The organism is Ramlibacter tataouinensis TTB310, assembly GCF_000215705.1.
Classification (GTDB): Bacteria; Pseudomonadota; Gammaproteobacteria; order Burkholderiales; family Burkholderiaceae_C; genus Ramlibacter; species Ramlibacter tataouinensis.
Map to the genome: position 1 here is coordinate 835,722 of NC_015677.1, position 15,294 is coordinate 851,015.

Sequence of the window (15,294 nt, forward strand, 5' to 3'; positions counted from 1 at the left end):
CCGCCCGTAAACTTGGGGCCATGCAGGCCTCTTCGGATCCCCGGCAGGTTCACATCGCCCTCGGACAGCGCAGCTACCCCATCCTCATCGGGACGGGGCTGATCGGCCGCCCGTCCACCTGGGAATCGGTGTCCTCCGGGGTGGGTGCCGTGATCGTCACCAACCAGCTTGTGGCCCCCCTGTACGCCGACCGCCTGGCGCGGGCGCTCTCCCCCCGGCATGCCTCGGTGCGCACCGTCACGCTGCCCGACGGCGAGGAGCACAAGCACTGGCAGACGCTCAACCTGATCTTCGACGGCTTGCTGGAAAGCGGCTGCGACCGCAAGACGGTGCTGTACGCCCTGGGCGGGGGGGTCGTCGGCGACATGACGGGCTTCGCGGCCGCCTGCTACATGCGCGGCGTGCCCTTCGTCCAGGTGCCCACGACGCTGCTGGCGCAGGTGGATTCCTCTGTCGGCGGCAAGACGGCGATCAACCACTCGCTGGGCAAGAACATGATCGGCGCTTTCTACCAGCCGCAACTCGTGGTGTGCGACCTCGACACCCTGGCGACGCTGCCGGACCGGGAGATGAGCGCGGGCCTGGCCGAGGTGATCAAGTACGGTCCGATCGCGGACCTGGAATTCCTGGGCTGGATCGAAGACCACATCGACGCGCTGCGCGCGCGCGATCCGCAGGCGCTGGCGCATGCCGTGCGCCGCAGCTGCGAGATCAAGGCCTGGGTGGTGGGGCAGGACGAGCGCGAGACGGGGCTGCGCGTCATCCTCAACTTCGGGCACACCTTCGGCCACGCGATCGAAGCCGGCCTGGGTTATGGCCAATGGCTGCACGGCGAGGCCGTGGGTTGCGGCATGGTGATGGCGCTGCACCTTTCGCATCGGCTCGGGCTGGTCGACGCTGCCTTCGTCGACCGCTGCGTTGCGCTGATCCGGCGCGCCGGCCTGCCGACCATGGGGCCGGCCTTGGGGGCCGACCGTTACCTGGAGCTGATGCGTGTGGACAAGAAGGCCGAGGCGGGCGAGATCCGCTTCGTCGTGATCGGCCCGCCTGGCCAGGCGCAGCTTCGCCCGGCTCCGGACGCGCTGGTCCGCGAGGTTATCGCCGACTGTTGCCGCTGAATCCACGACCGATGAGCCTGGCGGCCTACGCCTGCGACCCCGCCCATTCACGCGGGCGCCGCCACCCGGAGCCCACGGCGCCGACGCGCACCGAGTTCCAGCGCGACCGTGACCGCATCGTGCATTCCACGGCGTTCCGGCGGCTGGTCTATAAGACCCAGGTGTTCCTCAACCACGAGGGCGACCTGTTCCGCACCCGGCTCACGCACTCGCTGGAGGTGGCGCAGCTCGCGCGCTCCATCGCCCGGCCGCTCGGCCTGAACGAGGACCTGGTCGAGGCGGTCGCGCTGGCGCACGACCTGGGCCACACGCCTTTCGGGCACGCCGGCCAGGACGCGCTGGACGATTGCATGGCCACGCATGGCGGCTTCGAGCACAACCTGCAAAGCCTGCGGGTGGTCGACCAGCTGGAGGAGCGCTACCCGGCCTTCGATGGCCTGAACCTCAGCTTCGAGACGCGGGAAGGCATCCTCAAGCACTGCTCGCGGGCCAATGCGCAGCGGCTGGAGGCGCAGGAGCCCGGCGGAGTGGGGCGCCGCTTTCTGGACCGCACCCAACCCAGCCTGGAAGCCCAGCTGTGCAACTTGGCCGACGAGATTGCCTACAACGCGCACGACATCGATGACGGCGTCCGCTCCGGCTTGCTGACGCTGGAGCAGCTGGAGCAGGTGAGCCTGTTCGATCGGTTCCGGCGCGAGGCCCTGGCTGCCCACCCGCAGCTGCAAGGCCGGCGGCTGCTGTACGAGTCCATCCGCCTCATGCTCAGTGCCCAGGTGTACGACGTGATCGACGCCACGGCCTTGGCGCTGCGCCGCCACGCGCCCGCCAGCGCCGACGCTGCACGCCTGCTGAGACCGGTGCTCTGTTTCGGTGAGGCGATGCGCCAGGAATCGCAGGCGCTCAAGACCTTCCTTCTGCGCAACCTGTACCGCCATCCCCAGGTGATGGCGACGACCGGCCGTGCCAAGACGGTCGTGCGCGAGCTGTTTGCCGCCTACATGGCCGACCCCGCCCAGCTGCAGGCGGGCTTTGCCTCACGCGGAGACACGCCTCGCGCCGTGGCGGACTACATTGCCGGCATGACCGACCGCTTTGCCGCGCGCGAGCACGAGCGGCTGACCGGCCGGCGGCTGCTGCCTTGAAAGCGCCCGGCCTGCTGCCGCCGGCCTGGCTGGTGGTGCTGGGCGGCGTCGCCGCGGCGCTGCACGTGGGCAAGCTCCCGCCCGCCCTGCCGGTGCTGCGCGACGCGCTGGACATCGGGTTGGTGCAGGCCGGCTTCCTGCTGTCGCTGGTGCAGCTCGCAGGCATGACGCTGGGCCTGGTGGCCGGCTTGGCGGCCGACCGCATCGGCCTGAAACGCACCATGGTCGCCGGCTTGCTGCTGACGGGCGCGGCCAGCGTGCTGGGCGGCTGCGTCGGCACGCCGGCACTGCTGCTGGCCCTGCGCGCCCTCGAGGGCTTGGGCTTCCTGCTGGCGTCCATGCCGGCGCCGGGCCTGATCCGCCGGCTGGTCCCGCCCGAGAGGATGAGCGCCACGCTCGGCGTCTGGGGCGCCTACATGCCGTTCGCCACGGCCGCGGCGCTGCTCGCCGGCCCCGCATGGATGGCCTGGGCCGGCTGGCGCGGCTGGTGGTGGCTGCTGGGCGGTGTGTCGCTGGCGCTGGCCGGCTGGCTCGCGGCCGCCTTGCCGGCCGATCCTGCGCGGCCCAACGCCATGCCGCAGCAAGGCTCCCGAGTGCGGCTGACGCTCACGGCGCGCGGCCCTTGGCTGGTGGCCTGTGCGTTTGGCGTCTACTCGGCGCAATGGCTGGCAGTGATCGGCTTCCTGCCTTCGATCTACCTGGCCGCGGGCTTCGCTGCCGGGTTGGCCGCAGTGGCGACGGCGCTGGCCGCTGCGGTGAACATGGTCGGCAATCTCGCCTCCGGCCGCCTGCTGCAGCGCGGCGCGTCGCCCCAGCACCTGCTGGCGACCGGCTTCCTGGCGATGGGCCTGGGCGGCTTCCTGGCCTTCAGCGACGTGCTGGGTCAGGGCGCGGCCGGGGCGTGGGGACGCTACGCCGCGGTGCTCGGTTTCTCGATGGTGGGCGGCGTGATTCCGGGCACGCTGTTCTCGCTGGCCGTGCGGCTGGCACCCAGCGAGCACACCGTGTCGGCGACAGTGGGCTGGATGCAGCAGTGGTCCGCGTTCGGGCAGTTCGCCGGCCCGCCCCTGGTCGCCTCGGTGGCGGCCCGCGCTGGCGGGTGGCAGTGGAGCTGGCTGGTCACCGGCGCCTGTGCCGCTGCCGGGCTGCTGCTGGCGCGCAGCATGGGCCGGCTGCTGGCAAAAGGGTCACGGGCCGGCCCGTAGAATTTGAGCGATGACGACGAGGGACCATGATCGCATCGTCGCCGACACGCGCGCCTGGCTGGAGCGAGCCGTGATCGGCTTGAATTTGTGCCCATTCGCCAAGGCCGTGCATGCCAAGGGCCAGGTGCACTACGCTGTCAGCACCAACGACGACTTCGCCGGCGTGCTCGAGGACCTGCATGCCGAGCTCCAGGCCTTGCTGCATCTGCCGGCGTCCGAGCGGGACACCACGCTGCTGGCCGTCCCGCGCGGCTTCGACGATTTCTTGCTGTTCAACGAGCTGGTGCGCCAGGGCGACCGCCTGCTGGCGCGCGAGCGCGTGCAGGGCATCGTGCAGCTGGCCAGCTTCCATCCCCGCTTCGTGTTCGCGGGGGCCGACGAGGATGACATGGGCAATTTCAGCAACCGCGCGCCGTACCCCACGCTGCACCTGCTGCGCGAGGACAGCATGGACCGCGCGGTGGCCGCCTTTCCGCAGGCCGACGCCATCTTCGGCACCAACATCGAACGGCTGCGGCAGCTCGGGCGTAACGGCTGGGATGCTCTGCGGGTGGGGGCCAGCGGATGACGACGCCGCGCGAGCTGGACCTGCGCCCGGGTCAATCCGTCGAGCTGCTCAAGGAGCTGCACATCCTCACGCAGGATGGCAAGCTGAATCAGGACTCGCGTCGCAAGCTCAAGCAGGTCTACCACCTCTACCAGTTCATCGAAGCGCTGCTGCTTGAGCTGCCTGCCTCGCCGGGCTCGCCCACCATCGCCGACCACGGCGCGGGCAAGTCCTACCTGGGCTTCATCCTGTACGACCTGTTCCTCAAGCCGCGCGGATCCGGCCAGGTGTACGGCATCGAGACCCGGGCGGAACTGGTCACACGCTCGCAGGCGCTGGCGCAGCGCCTAGGCTTTGAACGCATGAGCTTTCTGAACCTGAGCGCCGCCGAAGCCAGCGACGCGCAGCAGCTGCCTGGGAAGATCGACATGGTCACCGCCCTGCACGCCTGCGACACGGCGACCGACGACGCCATCGCTTTCGGCCTGCGCAAGCAGGCCGGCTTTCTGGTGCTGGTGCCCTGCTGCCAGGCGGAGGTGGCAGGTCGGCTGCGGCAGAACAAGGCCTTGGCGCTCAGCCGCACGCCGCTGGCCGAGCTGTGGCGCCGTCCCTTGCATACCCGTGAGCTGGGCAGCCAGCTGACCAACGTGATGCGCTGCCTGTACCTGGAAGCCTGCGGCTACCAGGTAACGGTGACTGAACTGGTGGGCTGGGAGCACAGCCTGAAGAACGAACTGATCCTGGCCCGCCGCACCGGACAGCGCAAGCGCAGCGCGGCCGAACGCTTGCGGGCGCTGCTGGCCGAATTCGGCCTGCCCGAGCTCGAGCCGGTGCGCTTCCCGGCGCTTGCTGCCCTGCCTAGCCCCGGGGAGGCGGCTGGTTCTTGACGCGGGTGCGGCTGACGGCGGTGAAGATGCCGATACCCAGCAGGATCAAGGCGCCGATCGCGATGTACAGCTGCGGCACGCCCACCACCACGGCAGCCCAGACCACGCCGGCCATGAAGACCAGAAAGCCGATCATGTAGAGCGCGAAGGACATGGTACTTCTCCGATGTTGAGGACAGTGTCCCTGCGCGTTTGCAGAGCTTTTGTCGGCGAGCGGCACCACCGCGCGTCAGAGAAATCCGAGGCGGGGCCGCGTGCAATAACATCCACCCATGGCCCGATTGCCCCGTCTCACCGTTGCGGGCTATCCGCACCACATCATCCAGCGCGGCAACAACGGCCAGCCGGTGTTCTCCACATCCGGCGACCGCGAGACCTTCCTGTCCATCCTGGCGGAGCAGGCGCGCCAGCGCCAGGTGGCTCTCCACGCCTACGTGCTGATGGACAACCACTTCCACCTGCTGGCGTCACCTGCATCGGCCGAGGCCATCCCGCGGTGGATGCAGGCGGTCGGCCGGCAGTACGTCCGTTACTACAACCAGCGGATGGGGCGGACGGGCACGCTGTGGGAGGGGCGCTACCGTTCCAACCTGATCCAGGCCGAGCGCTACCTGCTGGCCTGCATGGTGTACCTGGACCTGAACCCGGTGCGCGCCGGCCTGGTGGCCCAGGCCGCCGATTACCCATGGTCCAGCCACGCGCATTACGTGGGATTGAGGCACGATTCCCTGGTCACGCCGCATCCGCTCTACTGGGCCCTGGGCAACACGCCCTTTGCGCGAGAGCTGGCTTATGCCGAACTGGTGCAAACAGGCATCCCCCATGAGCAGATCAAACAGCTGGGCGAATCGGCCCTGCAGGGATGGGCCCTGGGCGAGCCGGAGTACCTGGGGCGCCTGCAACAGCAAACCGTGCGACGGGTAAGCAAGGGCAGTGCAGGACGGCCTTCCAAGGCCAAGCTTCCCACCCATTAATGTGTCCCTAATTATCTACGTAGAGATTCGACGCGACCTGAAATTGTAATCTGACCCCAATTAAAGTGATTGGCAGGCTTGTTGCGCTGCACTATGCTTCACGCCCTTCCTCCGACAATCCTGCAGGAGCGCGTGATGACCACCGCCGCCGAAATTTCCGATCTCCAACAGCGTGGCCTGTACTCGGCCGAACATGAGCACGACGCCTGCGGCGTGGGCTTCGTCGCGCATATCAAGGGCGAGAAGAACCATGCCATCGTCCAGCAGGGCCTGAAGATCCTGGAAAACCTGGACCACCGTGGCGCGGTGGGTGCCGACAAGCTGATGGGCGATGGCGCCGGCATCCTGATCCAGTTGCCCGACGCGCTCTACCGCGAAGAGATGGCCAGGCAGGGCGTGGAACTGCCGCCGCCCGGCGAGTACGGCGTGGGCATGGTCTTCCTGCCCAAGGAGCACGCCTCGCGCCTGGCCTGCGAGCAGGAGCTGGAGCGCGCCATCAAGGCCGAGGGGCAGGTGCTGCTGGGCTGGCGCGACGTTCCGGTGGACCGCGACATGCCCATGTCGCCGGCCGTGCGCAAGAAGGAGCCCATCCTGCGCCAGGTCTTCATCGGCCGCGGCAGCGACGTGATCGTGCAGGACGCGCTGGAGCGCAAGCTGTACGTGATCCGCAAGACCGCCAGCGCCGCCATCCAGAACCTGCGCCTGAAGCACTCCAAGGAGTACTACGTCCCCTCCATGTCCAGCCGCACCGTGGTCTACAAGGGCCTGCTGCTGGCCGACCAGGTGGGCACCTACTACCTGGACCTGAAGGATGCGCGCTGCGTCTCGGCGCTGGCCCTGGTGCACCAGCGCTTTTCCACCAACACCTTCCCCGAGTGGCCGCTCGCCCATCCCTACCGCTATGTCGCGCACAACGGCGAGATCAACACGGTCAAGGGCAACTACAACTGGATGCGGGCCCGCGAAGGCGTGATGTCCTCGCCGGTGCTGGCGAACGACCTGAAGAAGCTGTACCCGATCAGCTTCCCGAACCAGTCCGACACCGCCACCTTCGACAACTGCCTGGAGCTGCTGACCATGGCCGGCTACCCGCTGGCCCAGGCCGTGATGATGATGATCCCCGAGCCGTGGGAGCAGCACACGCTGATGGACGAGCGCCGCAAGGCCTTCTACGAGTACCACGCGGCCATGCTGGAGCCCTGGGACGGCCCGGCCTCCATCGTGTTCACCGACGGCCGCCAGATCGGCGCCACGCTTGACCGCAACGGCCTGCGTCCCTCGCGCTACTGCGTGACCGACGACGACCTGGTGATCATGGCCTCCGAATCCGGCGTGCTGCCGGTGCCGGAGAACAGGATCGTGCGCAAGTGGCGCCTGCAGCCCGGCAAGATGTTCCTGATCGACCTGGAGCAGGGCCGCATGATCGACGACGAGGAGCTCAAGGCCAACCTCGCCAACAGCCGGCCCTACAAGCAGTGGATCGAGAACCTGCGCATCAAGCTGGACGACCTGTCGCAGGACACCGGCGAGGCGCCGGCCAGCGAGGTCGCGCTGCTGGACCGCCAGCAGGCCTTCGGCTACAGCCAGGAGGACATCAAGTTCCTGATGTCGCCCATGGCCCAGGCCGGCGAGGAGGGCGTGGGCTCCATGGGCAACGACAGCCCGCTGGCCGTGCTGTCGTCCAAGAACAAGCCGCTGTACAACTACTTCAAGCAACTGTTCGCCCAGGTGACCAACCCGCCGATCGACCCGATCCGCGAGGCCATCGTGATGTCGCTGGTGTCCTTCATCGGACCCAAACCCAACCTGCTGGACATCAACCAGGTCAACCCGCCGATGCGGCTGGAAGTCAGCCAGCCCATCCTGGACTTCGCCGACATGGCCAAGCTGCGCTCGATCGAGAAGATCACGCAGGGCAAGTTCCGCAGCCACACGCTGGACATCACCTACCCGCTGGCCTGGGGGCACGAGGGCGTGGAGGCCAAGCTGGCCTCGCTCAATGCCGAGGCGGTGGACGCCATCAAGGGCGGCAAGAACATCCTGATCATCAGCGACCGCGCGGTCAGCCCCTCGCGGGTGGCCATCCCCGCCTTGCTGGCGCTGTCCTCCATCCACCAGCACCTGGTGCGCGAAGGCCTGCGCACCACTGCCGGCCTGGTGGTCGAGACCGGTTCGGCCCGCGAGGTCCACCATTTCGGCGTGCTGGCCGGCTACGGCGCCGAGGCCGTGCACCCCTACCTGGCGATGGAAACCCTGGTGTCCATCCACAAGGACCTGCCGGGCGAGCTGTCGGCGGACAAGGCCATCTACAACTACGTCAAGGCGATTGGCAAGGGGCTGTCCAAGATCATGTCCAAGATGGGCGTGAGCACTTACATGAGCTACTGCGGCGCCCAGCTGTTCGAGGCCATCGGCCTGAACAGCGACACGGTGGAGAAGTACTTCTCCGGCACGGCCAGCCGCGTGGAAGGCATCGGCGTGTTCGAGATCGCCGAGGAAGCCATCCGCATGCACAAGGCGGCCTTCGGCGACGACCCGGTGCTGGCCAGCATGCTGGACGTCGGCGGCGAATACGCCTGGCGCCACCGTGGCGAGGAGCACATGTGGACGCCGGACGCCATCGCCAAGCTGCAGCACAGCACGCGCGCCAACAGCTGGAACACCTACAAGGAGTACGCCCAGCTGATCAACGACCAGAGCCGCCGCCACATGACGCTGCGCGGCCTGTTCGAGTTCAGGGTCGATCCGGCCAGGGCCATCGCCATCGACGAGGTCGAGCCGGCCAAGGAGATCGTCAAGCGCTTCGCCACCGGCGCCATGTCGCTGGGCTCGATTTCCACCGAGGCGCACGCCACCCTCGCCGTCGCGATGAACCGCATCGGCGGCAAGAGCAACACCGGCGAGGGCGGCGAGGACCCGGCGCGCTACCGCCAGGAGCTCAAGGGCATCCCGATCAAGCAGGGCCAGACCATGGCCCAGATCATCGGCAGCGACGTGGTCGAGGTCGACATCCCGCTGCAGGAGGGCGATTCGCTGCGCTCGCGCATCAAGCAGGTGGCGTCCGGCCGCTTCGGCGTGACGGCGGAGTACCTGGCGTCGTCCGACCAGATCCAGATCAAGATGGCGCAGGGCGCCAAGCCCGGCGAGGGCGGCCAGCTGCCCGGCGGCAAGGTGTCCAAGTACATCGGCAAGCTGCGCTACTCGGTGCCGGGCGTGGGCCTGATCTCCCCGCCGCCGCACCACGACATCTACTCGATCGAGGACCTGGCCCAGCTGATCCACGACCTGAAGAACGTGGCGCCGCACGCCAGCATCAGCGTCAAGCTGGTCTCCGAGGTGGGCGTGGGCACCATCGCTGCGGGCGTGGCCAAGTGCAAGAGCGACCATGTGGTGATCGCCGGCCATGACGGCGGCACCGGCGCCTCGCCCTGGTCGTCCATCAAGCACGCGGGCAGCCCCTGGGAGATCGGCCTGGCCGAGACCCAGCAGACCCTGGTGCTCAACCGACTGCGCGGCCGCATCCGCGTGCAGGCCGACGGCCAGATGAAGACCGGCCGCGACGTCGCCATCGGCGCGCTGCTGGGCGCCGACGAGTTCGGCTTCGCTACCGCGCCGCTGGTGGTGGAAGGCTGCATCATGATGCGCAAGTGCCACCTCAACACCTGCCCGGTGGGCGTGGCCACGCAGGACCCGGCGCTGCGCGCCAAGTTCGCGGGCAAGCCCGAGCACGTGGTGAACTACTTCTTCTTCGTCGCCGAGGAGGTGCGCCAGATCATGGCGCAGCTGGGCATCCGCAGGTTCGACGACATGATCGGCCGGGCCGACCTGCTGGACATGAAGAAGGGCATCGAGCACTGGAAGGCGCGCGGCCTCGATTTCACGCGGCTGCTGGCGCAGCCCAGCGTGCCGGCCGAGGTGCCGCGCTTCCACGTCGAGCAGCAGGACCACGGCCTGCACAAGAGCCTGGACCGCGTGCTGATCGAAAGGTCGCGCCCCGCCATCGACAAGGGCGAGAAGGTGCAGTTCATCGAGGTGGTGCGCAACGTCAACCGCTCGGTGGGCGCCATGCTGTCGGGCGCGGTGACCCAGGTGCATCCCGAGGGCCTGCCGGACGACAGCGTCCGCATCCAGCTCGAAGGCACGGGTGGCCAGTCGTTCGGTGCCTTCCTGGCCAAGGGCATCACGCTGTACCTGATAGGCGACGCCAACGACTACACCGGCAAGGGTCTGTCGGGCGGCCGCATCGTGGTCCGGCCCAGCATCGACTTCCGCGGCGAGGCGACCAAGAACATCATCATCGGCAACACCGCGCTGTACGGCGCCACCACCGGCGAGGCCTTCTTCAGCGGCGTGGCCGGCGAGCGCTTCGCGGTGCGGCTGTCCGGCGCCACGGCGGTGGTGGAGGGCACGGGCGACCACGGCTGCGAGTACATGACCGGCGGCACGGTGGCGGTGCTGGGCAGGACCGGGCGCAACTTCGCCGCCGGCATGTCCGGCGGGGTGGCCTACGTGTACGACGAGGACGGCCAGTTCGCGCGGCGCTGCAACACGTCCATGGTCTCGCTGGAGCCCGTCGGGGCCTCCGCCGAGCAGAAGGCCGCCAGCACGGCCACCAAGCTGCACCGCGACCAGACCGACGAGGCGCTGCTCAAGAAACTGCTGGAGGACCACCACCGCTGGACAGGCAGCAAGCGCGCGCGCGAGCTGCTGGACAACTGGAAGGAGGCCCGCGGCAGGTTCGTCAAGGTCTTCCCCAACGAGTACAAGCGGGCCCTGGCCGAGATGCACGGCCGCGAGGTGGCCGCCGCCAGCACGGGCAACAATGCGCACGTGGCGATGGCCGCCGCCGCGGCCTGACACACCCCAGAGACAGACGGAGCGACAGCATGGGAAAGATCACCGGCTTCATGGAGTACGAGCGCGTCGAGGAGGGCTACAAGCCCGTGCCGGAACGCCTGAAGCACTACAAGGAATTCGTCATCGGGCTGGACGACCAGCAGGCCCAGGTGCAGGCGGCGCGCTGCATGGACTGCGGCATCCCGTTCTGCAACTCGGGCTGCCCGGTCAACAACCTCATCCCCGATTTCAATGACCTGGTGTACCGGCAGGACTGGAAGAACGCCTTCACGGTCCTGGACTCGACCAACAACTTCCCCGAGTTCACCGGCCGCATCTGCCCCGCGCCTTGCGAGGCGGCCTGCACGCTGAACTACAACGACGCGGCGGTCGGCATCAAGTCGCTGGAGCGCGCCATCGCCGACCGCGCCTGGGACAACGGCTGGGTGCTGCCCCGGGTGCCGCGCATCAAGACCGGCAAGAAGGTGGCGGTGGTCGGCTCCGGCCCGGCAGGCATGGCGGCGGCGCAGCAGCTGGCGCGGGCCGGCCACGACGTGACGCTGTTCGAGAAGAACGACCGCGTCGGCGGCCTGCTGCGCTACGGTATCCCCGACTTCAAGATGGAAAAGCGCGACATCGACCGCCGCATCGAGCAGATGAAGGCCGAGGGCGTCACCGTCCGCACCAGCGTGCTGGTGGGCGAACTGCCCAAGGACTCCAAGGTCACCAACTGGGCCAAGGAAACGGTCACGCCGCAGCAGCTGCAGTCCGAGTTCGACGCCGTGCTGCTGGCCGGAGGCGCCGAGCAGTCGCGCGACCTGCCGGTGCCGGGCCGCGACCTCGACGGCATCCACTTCGCCATGGAGTTCCTGCCGCAGCAGAACAAGGTCAACGCCGGCGACAAGGTGAAGAACCAGATCTCAGCCTCCGGCAAGCACGTCATCGTGATCGGCGGCGGCGACACCGGCAGCGACTGCGTGGGCACCAGCAACCGCCATGGCGCGGCCAGCGTGGTGCAGTTCGAGCTGATGCCGCAGCCCCCGCAGGAGGAGAACAAGCCGCTGACCTGGCCGTACTGGCCCTACAAGCTGCGCACCAGTTCCAGCCACGAGGAGGGCTGCGAGCGCGAGTTCGCCATCGCCACCAAGGAGTTCATCGGCGAGAAGGGCAAGGTCACCGGGCTCAAGACCGTCCGCGTGGAATGGAAGGACGGCAGGATGCAGGAGGTGCCCGGCACCGAGCAGACCCTGAAGGCCGACCTGGTGCTGCTGGCCATGGGCTTCGTCAGCCCGGTGGCCAGCATCCTGGAGGCCTTCGGCGTGGACAAGGATGCCCGTGGCAATGCCAAGGCCAGCGTCGACTTCATCGGCGGCTACGCCACCAGCGCGCCCAAGGTGTTCGCCGCCGGCGACATGCGACGGGGCCAGAGCCTGGTGGTCTGGGCGATCCGCGAGGGCCGCCAGGCGGCGCGGGCAGTCGACGAGTTCCTGATGGGATTCTCGGACCTGCCGCGCTAAGCGCTGGCCGGCCGGGACGCGCGCCGGGAGGACGGCTGCCCGGCAAGGAAGCCGTATCATCGGCGCTTTTGTCCATGGCTGGGCTTTCCGGCCGCGCCATTGCCGGATGTCCGACCCCCACGCACCACCGCTGATCGACTGCCAGGCGCTGAGCTTCGGCTACGGCGCGCGCCGCATCCTCGACGGGGTGAGCTTCACCGTGCCGCGCGGCAAGGTCACGGCGCTGATGGGGGCCTCCGGCGGCGGCAAGACCACCCTCCTGCGGCTGATCGGCGGCCAGGTCCGGGCCCAGCAGGGCGGGTTGCTGTTCGACGGTCAGGAGGTGGGCGCGTTGAATGCCGCCGGCCTGCACGCCATGCGCCGGCGCATGGGGATGCTGTTCCAGTTCGGTGCGCTGTTCACCGACCTGACGGTGTTCGAGAACGTGGCTTTTCCGCTGCGCGAGCACACCGACCTGCCCGAGCCGCTGATCCGCGACATCGTGCTGATGAAGCTCAACGCCGTCGGCCTGCGCGGCGCGCGCGACCTGATGCCCAGCCAGGTGTCCGGCGGCATGGCGCGGCGGGTGGCGCTGGCGCGCGCGATCGCGCTGGATCCGGAACTGGTGATGTATGACGAGCCGTTCGCCGGCCTGGACCCGATCTCGTTGGGAACGGCCGCGCAGCTGATCCGTCAGCTCAACGACACCCTGGGCATCACCAGTATCGTGGTGTCGCATGACTTGGAAGAAACCTTCCGCATCGCCGACCAGGTGATCGTGCTGGCCGACGGGCGCATCGCCGCGCAGGGCACGCCGGCCCAGGTGCAGCAGTCGTCCGACCCCCTGGTGCGGCAGTTCATCCATGCCCAGGCCGACGGCCCGGTGCGTTTCCACTATCCCGGCCTCAGCGTGGCGCAGGACTTTGGCGGGGGAATGCCTTCATGAGCTGGTGGAACCCCGCCGACGTCGGCTTCGCCACGCGCACCAAACTGGCCGATCTCGGCCGTGGGGCGCGGATGTTCGCCCGCCTGGTGCTGCTGCTGGGCGCCAGCCTGCGCCGTTTCGGCCTGGTGCGCGACCAGATCCATTTCCTGGGCAACTACTCGCTGGCCATCATCGCCGTCTCCGGCCTGTTCGTCGGCTTCGTGCTGGGCCTGCAGGGCTACTACACGCTGCAACGTTACGGCTCGTCGGAAGCCCTGGGCCTGCTGGTGGCGCTGTCGCTGGTGCGCGAGCTGGGGCCGGTGGTCACGGCTCTGCTGTTCGCCGGCCGCGCCGGCACCTCGCTCACGGCCGAGATCGGCCTGATGAAGGCCGGCGAGCAGCTGTCGGCCATGGAGATGATGGCCGTGGACCCGGTGCGCCGCATCCTGGCGCCGCGCTTCTGGGCCGGCGTGATCACCATGCCGCTGCTGGCGGCGGTGTTCAGCGCCGTGGGCATCATCGGCGGCTACCTGGTGGGCGTGGTGATGATAGGCGTGGACCCGGGCTCCTTCTGGAGCCAGATGCAGGGCGGCGTGGACGTGTGGCGCGACGTCGGCAACGGCGTCGTCAAGAGCCTGGTGTTCGGCATCACCGTCACCTTCATCGCGCTGCTCGAGGGCTTCGAGGCCCACCCCACGCCCGAAGGCGTCTCCCGCGCCACCACCCGCACCGTCGTGGTGGCATCCTTGTCGGTCCTGGGGCTGGATTTCGTCCTCACGGCCATGATGTTCAGTATTTGAGCTCGACAAGCTCAGGATGATCGAAATATGACGGATCGCTCCAAAAACGATGTGTGGGTGGGCCTGTTCGTGCTGCTCGGGGCCGCCGCCCTGCTGTTCCTGGCGCTGCAGTCGGCCAACCTGCTGAGCCTGAGCTTCCAGCCGACCTACCAGGTGGTCGCCCGCTTCGACAACATCGGCGGCCTGAAGCCCCAGGCGGCCGTCAAGAGCGCGGGCGTGGTGGTCGGCCGGGTCGAATCGATCAGCTTCGACGACAAGAGCTTCCAGGCCCGGGTCAACCTGGCGCTGGACACCCGTTACACCTTTCCGCGGGACAGCTCGCTGAAGATCCTCACCAGCGGCCTGCTGGGCGAGCAGTACATCGGCATCGAAGCCGGCGCGGACGAGAAGTTTTTGGCGCAAGGCGATACCATCACGACCACGCAGTCGGCCGTGGTCCTGGAAAACCTGATCGGTCAGTTCCTCTACAACCGGGCGGCGGACAGCGGCAATCCACCGACAACGGGTACAGGACCGAAAAAGTGAACAAACAAAGCGATGGCGTGGGATGGTCGGCGCGCGCCGCCCTGATGGCGGCGGCGCTGGTGCTGGCCGGCTGCGCCGTCGGCCCGGACCGGCGCGACCCGTTCGAGAACTTCAATCGCAAGGTATCGGACTTCAACGAGAGCGTGGATGCCGTGGTGCTCAAGCCGGCGGCCACCGTCTACCGCGAGGCCCTGCCGCCGCTGGTGCGCACCGGCGTGAGCAATTTCTTCGGCAACCTGAGCGACGCCTGGTCCTTCGTGAACAGCGCGCTGCAGTTGAAGGGGCAGAACGCGGCCGAGAACTGGATGCGGCTGAACGTCAACACCATTTTCGGCCTGGGCGGCATCCTGGACGTGGCCAGCGAGCTGGGCATCGAGCGCCACCGCGAGGACTTCGGCCAGACGCTGGGCAGCTGGGGCGTGCCTACCGGGCCGTACCTGGTGCTGCCGCTGCTGGGACCCTCGACGGTGCGCGATACCTTCGCCCTGCCGGTGGACAACCTGGGCGATCCGGTGGCCGCGGTGGATCCGGCCGGCTGGCGCAACTCGCTCTACGGGTTGCGGGTGGTCAACGTGCGCTCCAACCTGCTGCGGGCGAGTTCCGTGCTGGAGGAGGCGGCGCTGGACCGCTACAGCTTCACCCGTGACGCCTACCTGCAGCGGCGCCGCGCCGAGGTGCAAGAGGGCGAGCCCCGGTCCGAAAACGATGGCAGCGACGCCGAGGGGACCGAGATGGCGCGCACGCCCGTCAACCGGCCGTGGCTGCGGTTGATGGGGCGCTAGCGTATCCAGTTGTTGCCAAGAATGAAGCTCAGCCCGGAACCCGGCGGTCGGCCCCGG

13 protein-coding genes are annotated in these 15,294 nt (G+C 68.4%); 12 read left to right on the top strand and 1 reads right to left on the bottom strand.

Going from position 1 to position 15,294, the window contains the following annotated elements:
- The first annotated feature begins 20 nt into the window (after positions 1-20).
- From aroB to RTA_RS04135, 5 genes are read left to right on the top strand one after another with little or no spacing between them, the layout of a single operon-like run.
- Complete coding sequence (gene aroB / locus RTA_RS04115; RefSeq protein WP_041675027.1) at positions 21-1,118, top strand: 3-dehydroquinate synthase; 1,098 nt, start codon at positions 21-23, stop codon at positions 1,116-1,118.
- An 11-nt stretch (positions 1,119-1,129) separates the two neighbouring features.
- Entirely contained in the window at positions 1,130-2,260 is a 1,131-nt protein-coding gene (locus tag RTA_RS04120) for a deoxyguanosinetriphosphate triphosphohydrolase (RefSeq protein ID WP_041675028.1), read from the top strand.
- Positions 2,257-3,465 (top strand): MFS transporter, encoded by a 1,209-nt coding sequence (locus tag RTA_RS04125; RefSeq protein ID WP_013900119.1) that lies wholly within the window; start codon positions 2,257-2,259, stop codon positions 3,463-3,465. Before RTA_RS04120 ends, RTA_RS04125 begins: the two co-directional genes overlap by 4 nt.
- 10 nt (positions 3,466-3,475) lie before the next feature.
- Positions 3,476-4,033, top strand: coding sequence for a DUF1415 domain-containing protein (locus RTA_RS04130; RefSeq protein WP_041675029.1), 558 nt, complete (start codon positions 3,476-3,478; stop codon positions 4,031-4,033).
- Positions 4,030-4,899 (top strand): class I SAM-dependent methyltransferase, encoded by an 870-nt coding sequence (locus RTA_RS04135; protein WP_013900121.1) that lies wholly within the window; start codon positions 4,030-4,032, stop codon positions 4,897-4,899. The genes RTA_RS04130 and RTA_RS04135 overlap by 4 nt, the downstream gene beginning before the upstream one ends.
- On the opposite strand, the gene RTA_RS04140 is transcribed toward RTA_RS04135, so the two are convergent.
- The gene (locus tag RTA_RS04140) at positions 4,871-5,053 is read right to left on the bottom strand and encodes a hypothetical protein (RefSeq protein ID WP_041675030.1); all 183 of its coding nucleotides are present in this window, start codon (positions 5,051-5,053) and stop codon (positions 4,871-4,873) included. The two genes, RTA_RS04135 and RTA_RS04140, sit on opposite strands and share 29 nt — an antisense overlap.
- Before the next feature lie 118 nt (positions 5,054-5,171).
- Between RTA_RS04140 and RTA_RS04145 the strand changes: the two genes are divergently transcribed.
- The 7 genes from RTA_RS04145 (at position 5,172) to RTA_RS04175 (ending at position 15,237) form a co-directional block, all read left to right on the top strand.
- Positions 5,172-5,873: a transposase gene (locus RTA_RS04145; protein WP_013900123.1), complete on the top strand. Its 702-nt coding sequence runs from the start codon at positions 5,172-5,174 to the stop codon at positions 5,871-5,873.
- A gap of 135 nt (positions 5,874-6,008) precedes the next feature.
- Entirely contained in the window at positions 6,009-10,730 is a 4,722-nt protein-coding gene (locus RTA_RS04150) for a glutamate synthase-related protein (RefSeq protein ID WP_013900124.1), read from the top strand.
- 29 nt (positions 10,731-10,759) lie between these two features.
- Entirely contained in the window at positions 10,760-12,226 is a 1,467-nt protein-coding gene (locus tag RTA_RS04155; RefSeq protein WP_013900125.1) for a glutamate synthase subunit beta, read from the top strand.
- A gap of 106 nt (positions 12,227-12,332) precedes the next feature.
- Positions 12,333-13,151, top strand: coding sequence for an ABC transporter ATP-binding protein (locus RTA_RS04160; protein WP_013900126.1), 819 nt, complete (start codon positions 12,333-12,335; stop codon positions 13,149-13,151).
- On the top strand, positions 13,148-13,930 hold the full coding sequence (mlaE, locus tag RTA_RS04165) for a lipid asymmetry maintenance ABC transporter permease subunit MlaE (RefSeq protein ID WP_013900127.1): 783 nt from the start codon (positions 13,148-13,150) through the stop codon (positions 13,928-13,930). The genes RTA_RS04160 and mlaE overlap by 4 nt, the downstream gene beginning before the upstream one ends.
- 27 nt (positions 13,931-13,957) lie before the next feature.
- A complete protein-coding gene (gene mlaD, locus RTA_RS04170) occupies positions 13,958-14,455 on the top strand; it encodes an outer membrane lipid asymmetry maintenance protein MlaD (protein WP_013900128.1) in 498 nt (165 codons plus the stop codon).
- Complete coding sequence (locus tag RTA_RS04175) at positions 14,452-15,237, top strand: MlaA family lipoprotein (RefSeq protein ID WP_013900129.1); 786 nt, start codon at positions 14,452-14,454, stop codon at positions 15,235-15,237. Before mlaD ends, RTA_RS04175 begins: the two co-directional genes overlap by 4 nt.
- The last annotated feature ends 57 nt before the right edge of the window (positions 15,238-15,294 follow it).

Excerpts from the sequence above, each read along its gene's own strand:
- aroB (WP_041675027.1), top strand. The coding sequence starts at position 21 with ATGCAGGCCTCTTCGGATCCCCGGCAGGTTCACATCGCCCTCGGACAG.
- RTA_RS04120 (WP_041675028.1), top strand. The coding sequence starts at position 1,130 with ATGAGCCTGGCGGCCTACGCCTGCGACCCCGCCCATTCACGCGGGCGC.
- RTA_RS04130 (WP_041675029.1), top strand. The coding sequence starts at position 3,476 with ATGACGACGAGGGACCATGATCGCATCGTCGCCGACACGCGCGCCTGG.
- RTA_RS04135 (WP_013900121.1), top strand. The coding sequence starts at position 4,030 with ATGACGACGCCGCGCGAGCTGGACCTGCGCCCGGGTCAATCCGTCGAG.
- RTA_RS04140 (WP_041675030.1), bottom strand. The coding sequence starts at position 5,053 with ATGTCCTTCGCGCTCTACATGATCGGCTTTCTGGTCTTCATGGCCGGC.
- RTA_RS04145 (WP_013900123.1), top strand. The coding sequence starts at position 5,172 with ATGGCCCGATTGCCCCGTCTCACCGTTGCGGGCTATCCGCACCACATC.
- RTA_RS04150 (WP_013900124.1), top strand. The coding sequence starts at position 6,009 with ATGACCACCGCCGCCGAAATTTCCGATCTCCAACAGCGTGGCCTGTAC.
- RTA_RS04155 (WP_013900125.1), top strand. The coding sequence starts at position 10,760 with ATGGGAAAGATCACCGGCTTCATGGAGTACGAGCGCGTCGAGGAGGGC.
- RTA_RS04160 (WP_013900126.1), top strand. The coding sequence starts at position 12,333 with ATGTCCGACCCCCACGCACCACCGCTGATCGACTGCCAGGCGCTGAGC.
- mlaE (WP_013900127.1), top strand. The coding sequence starts at position 13,148 with ATGAGCTGGTGGAACCCCGCCGACGTCGGCTTCGCCACGCGCACCAAA.
- mlaD (WP_013900128.1), top strand. The coding sequence starts at position 13,958 with ATGACGGATCGCTCCAAAAACGATGTGTGGGTGGGCCTGTTCGTGCTG.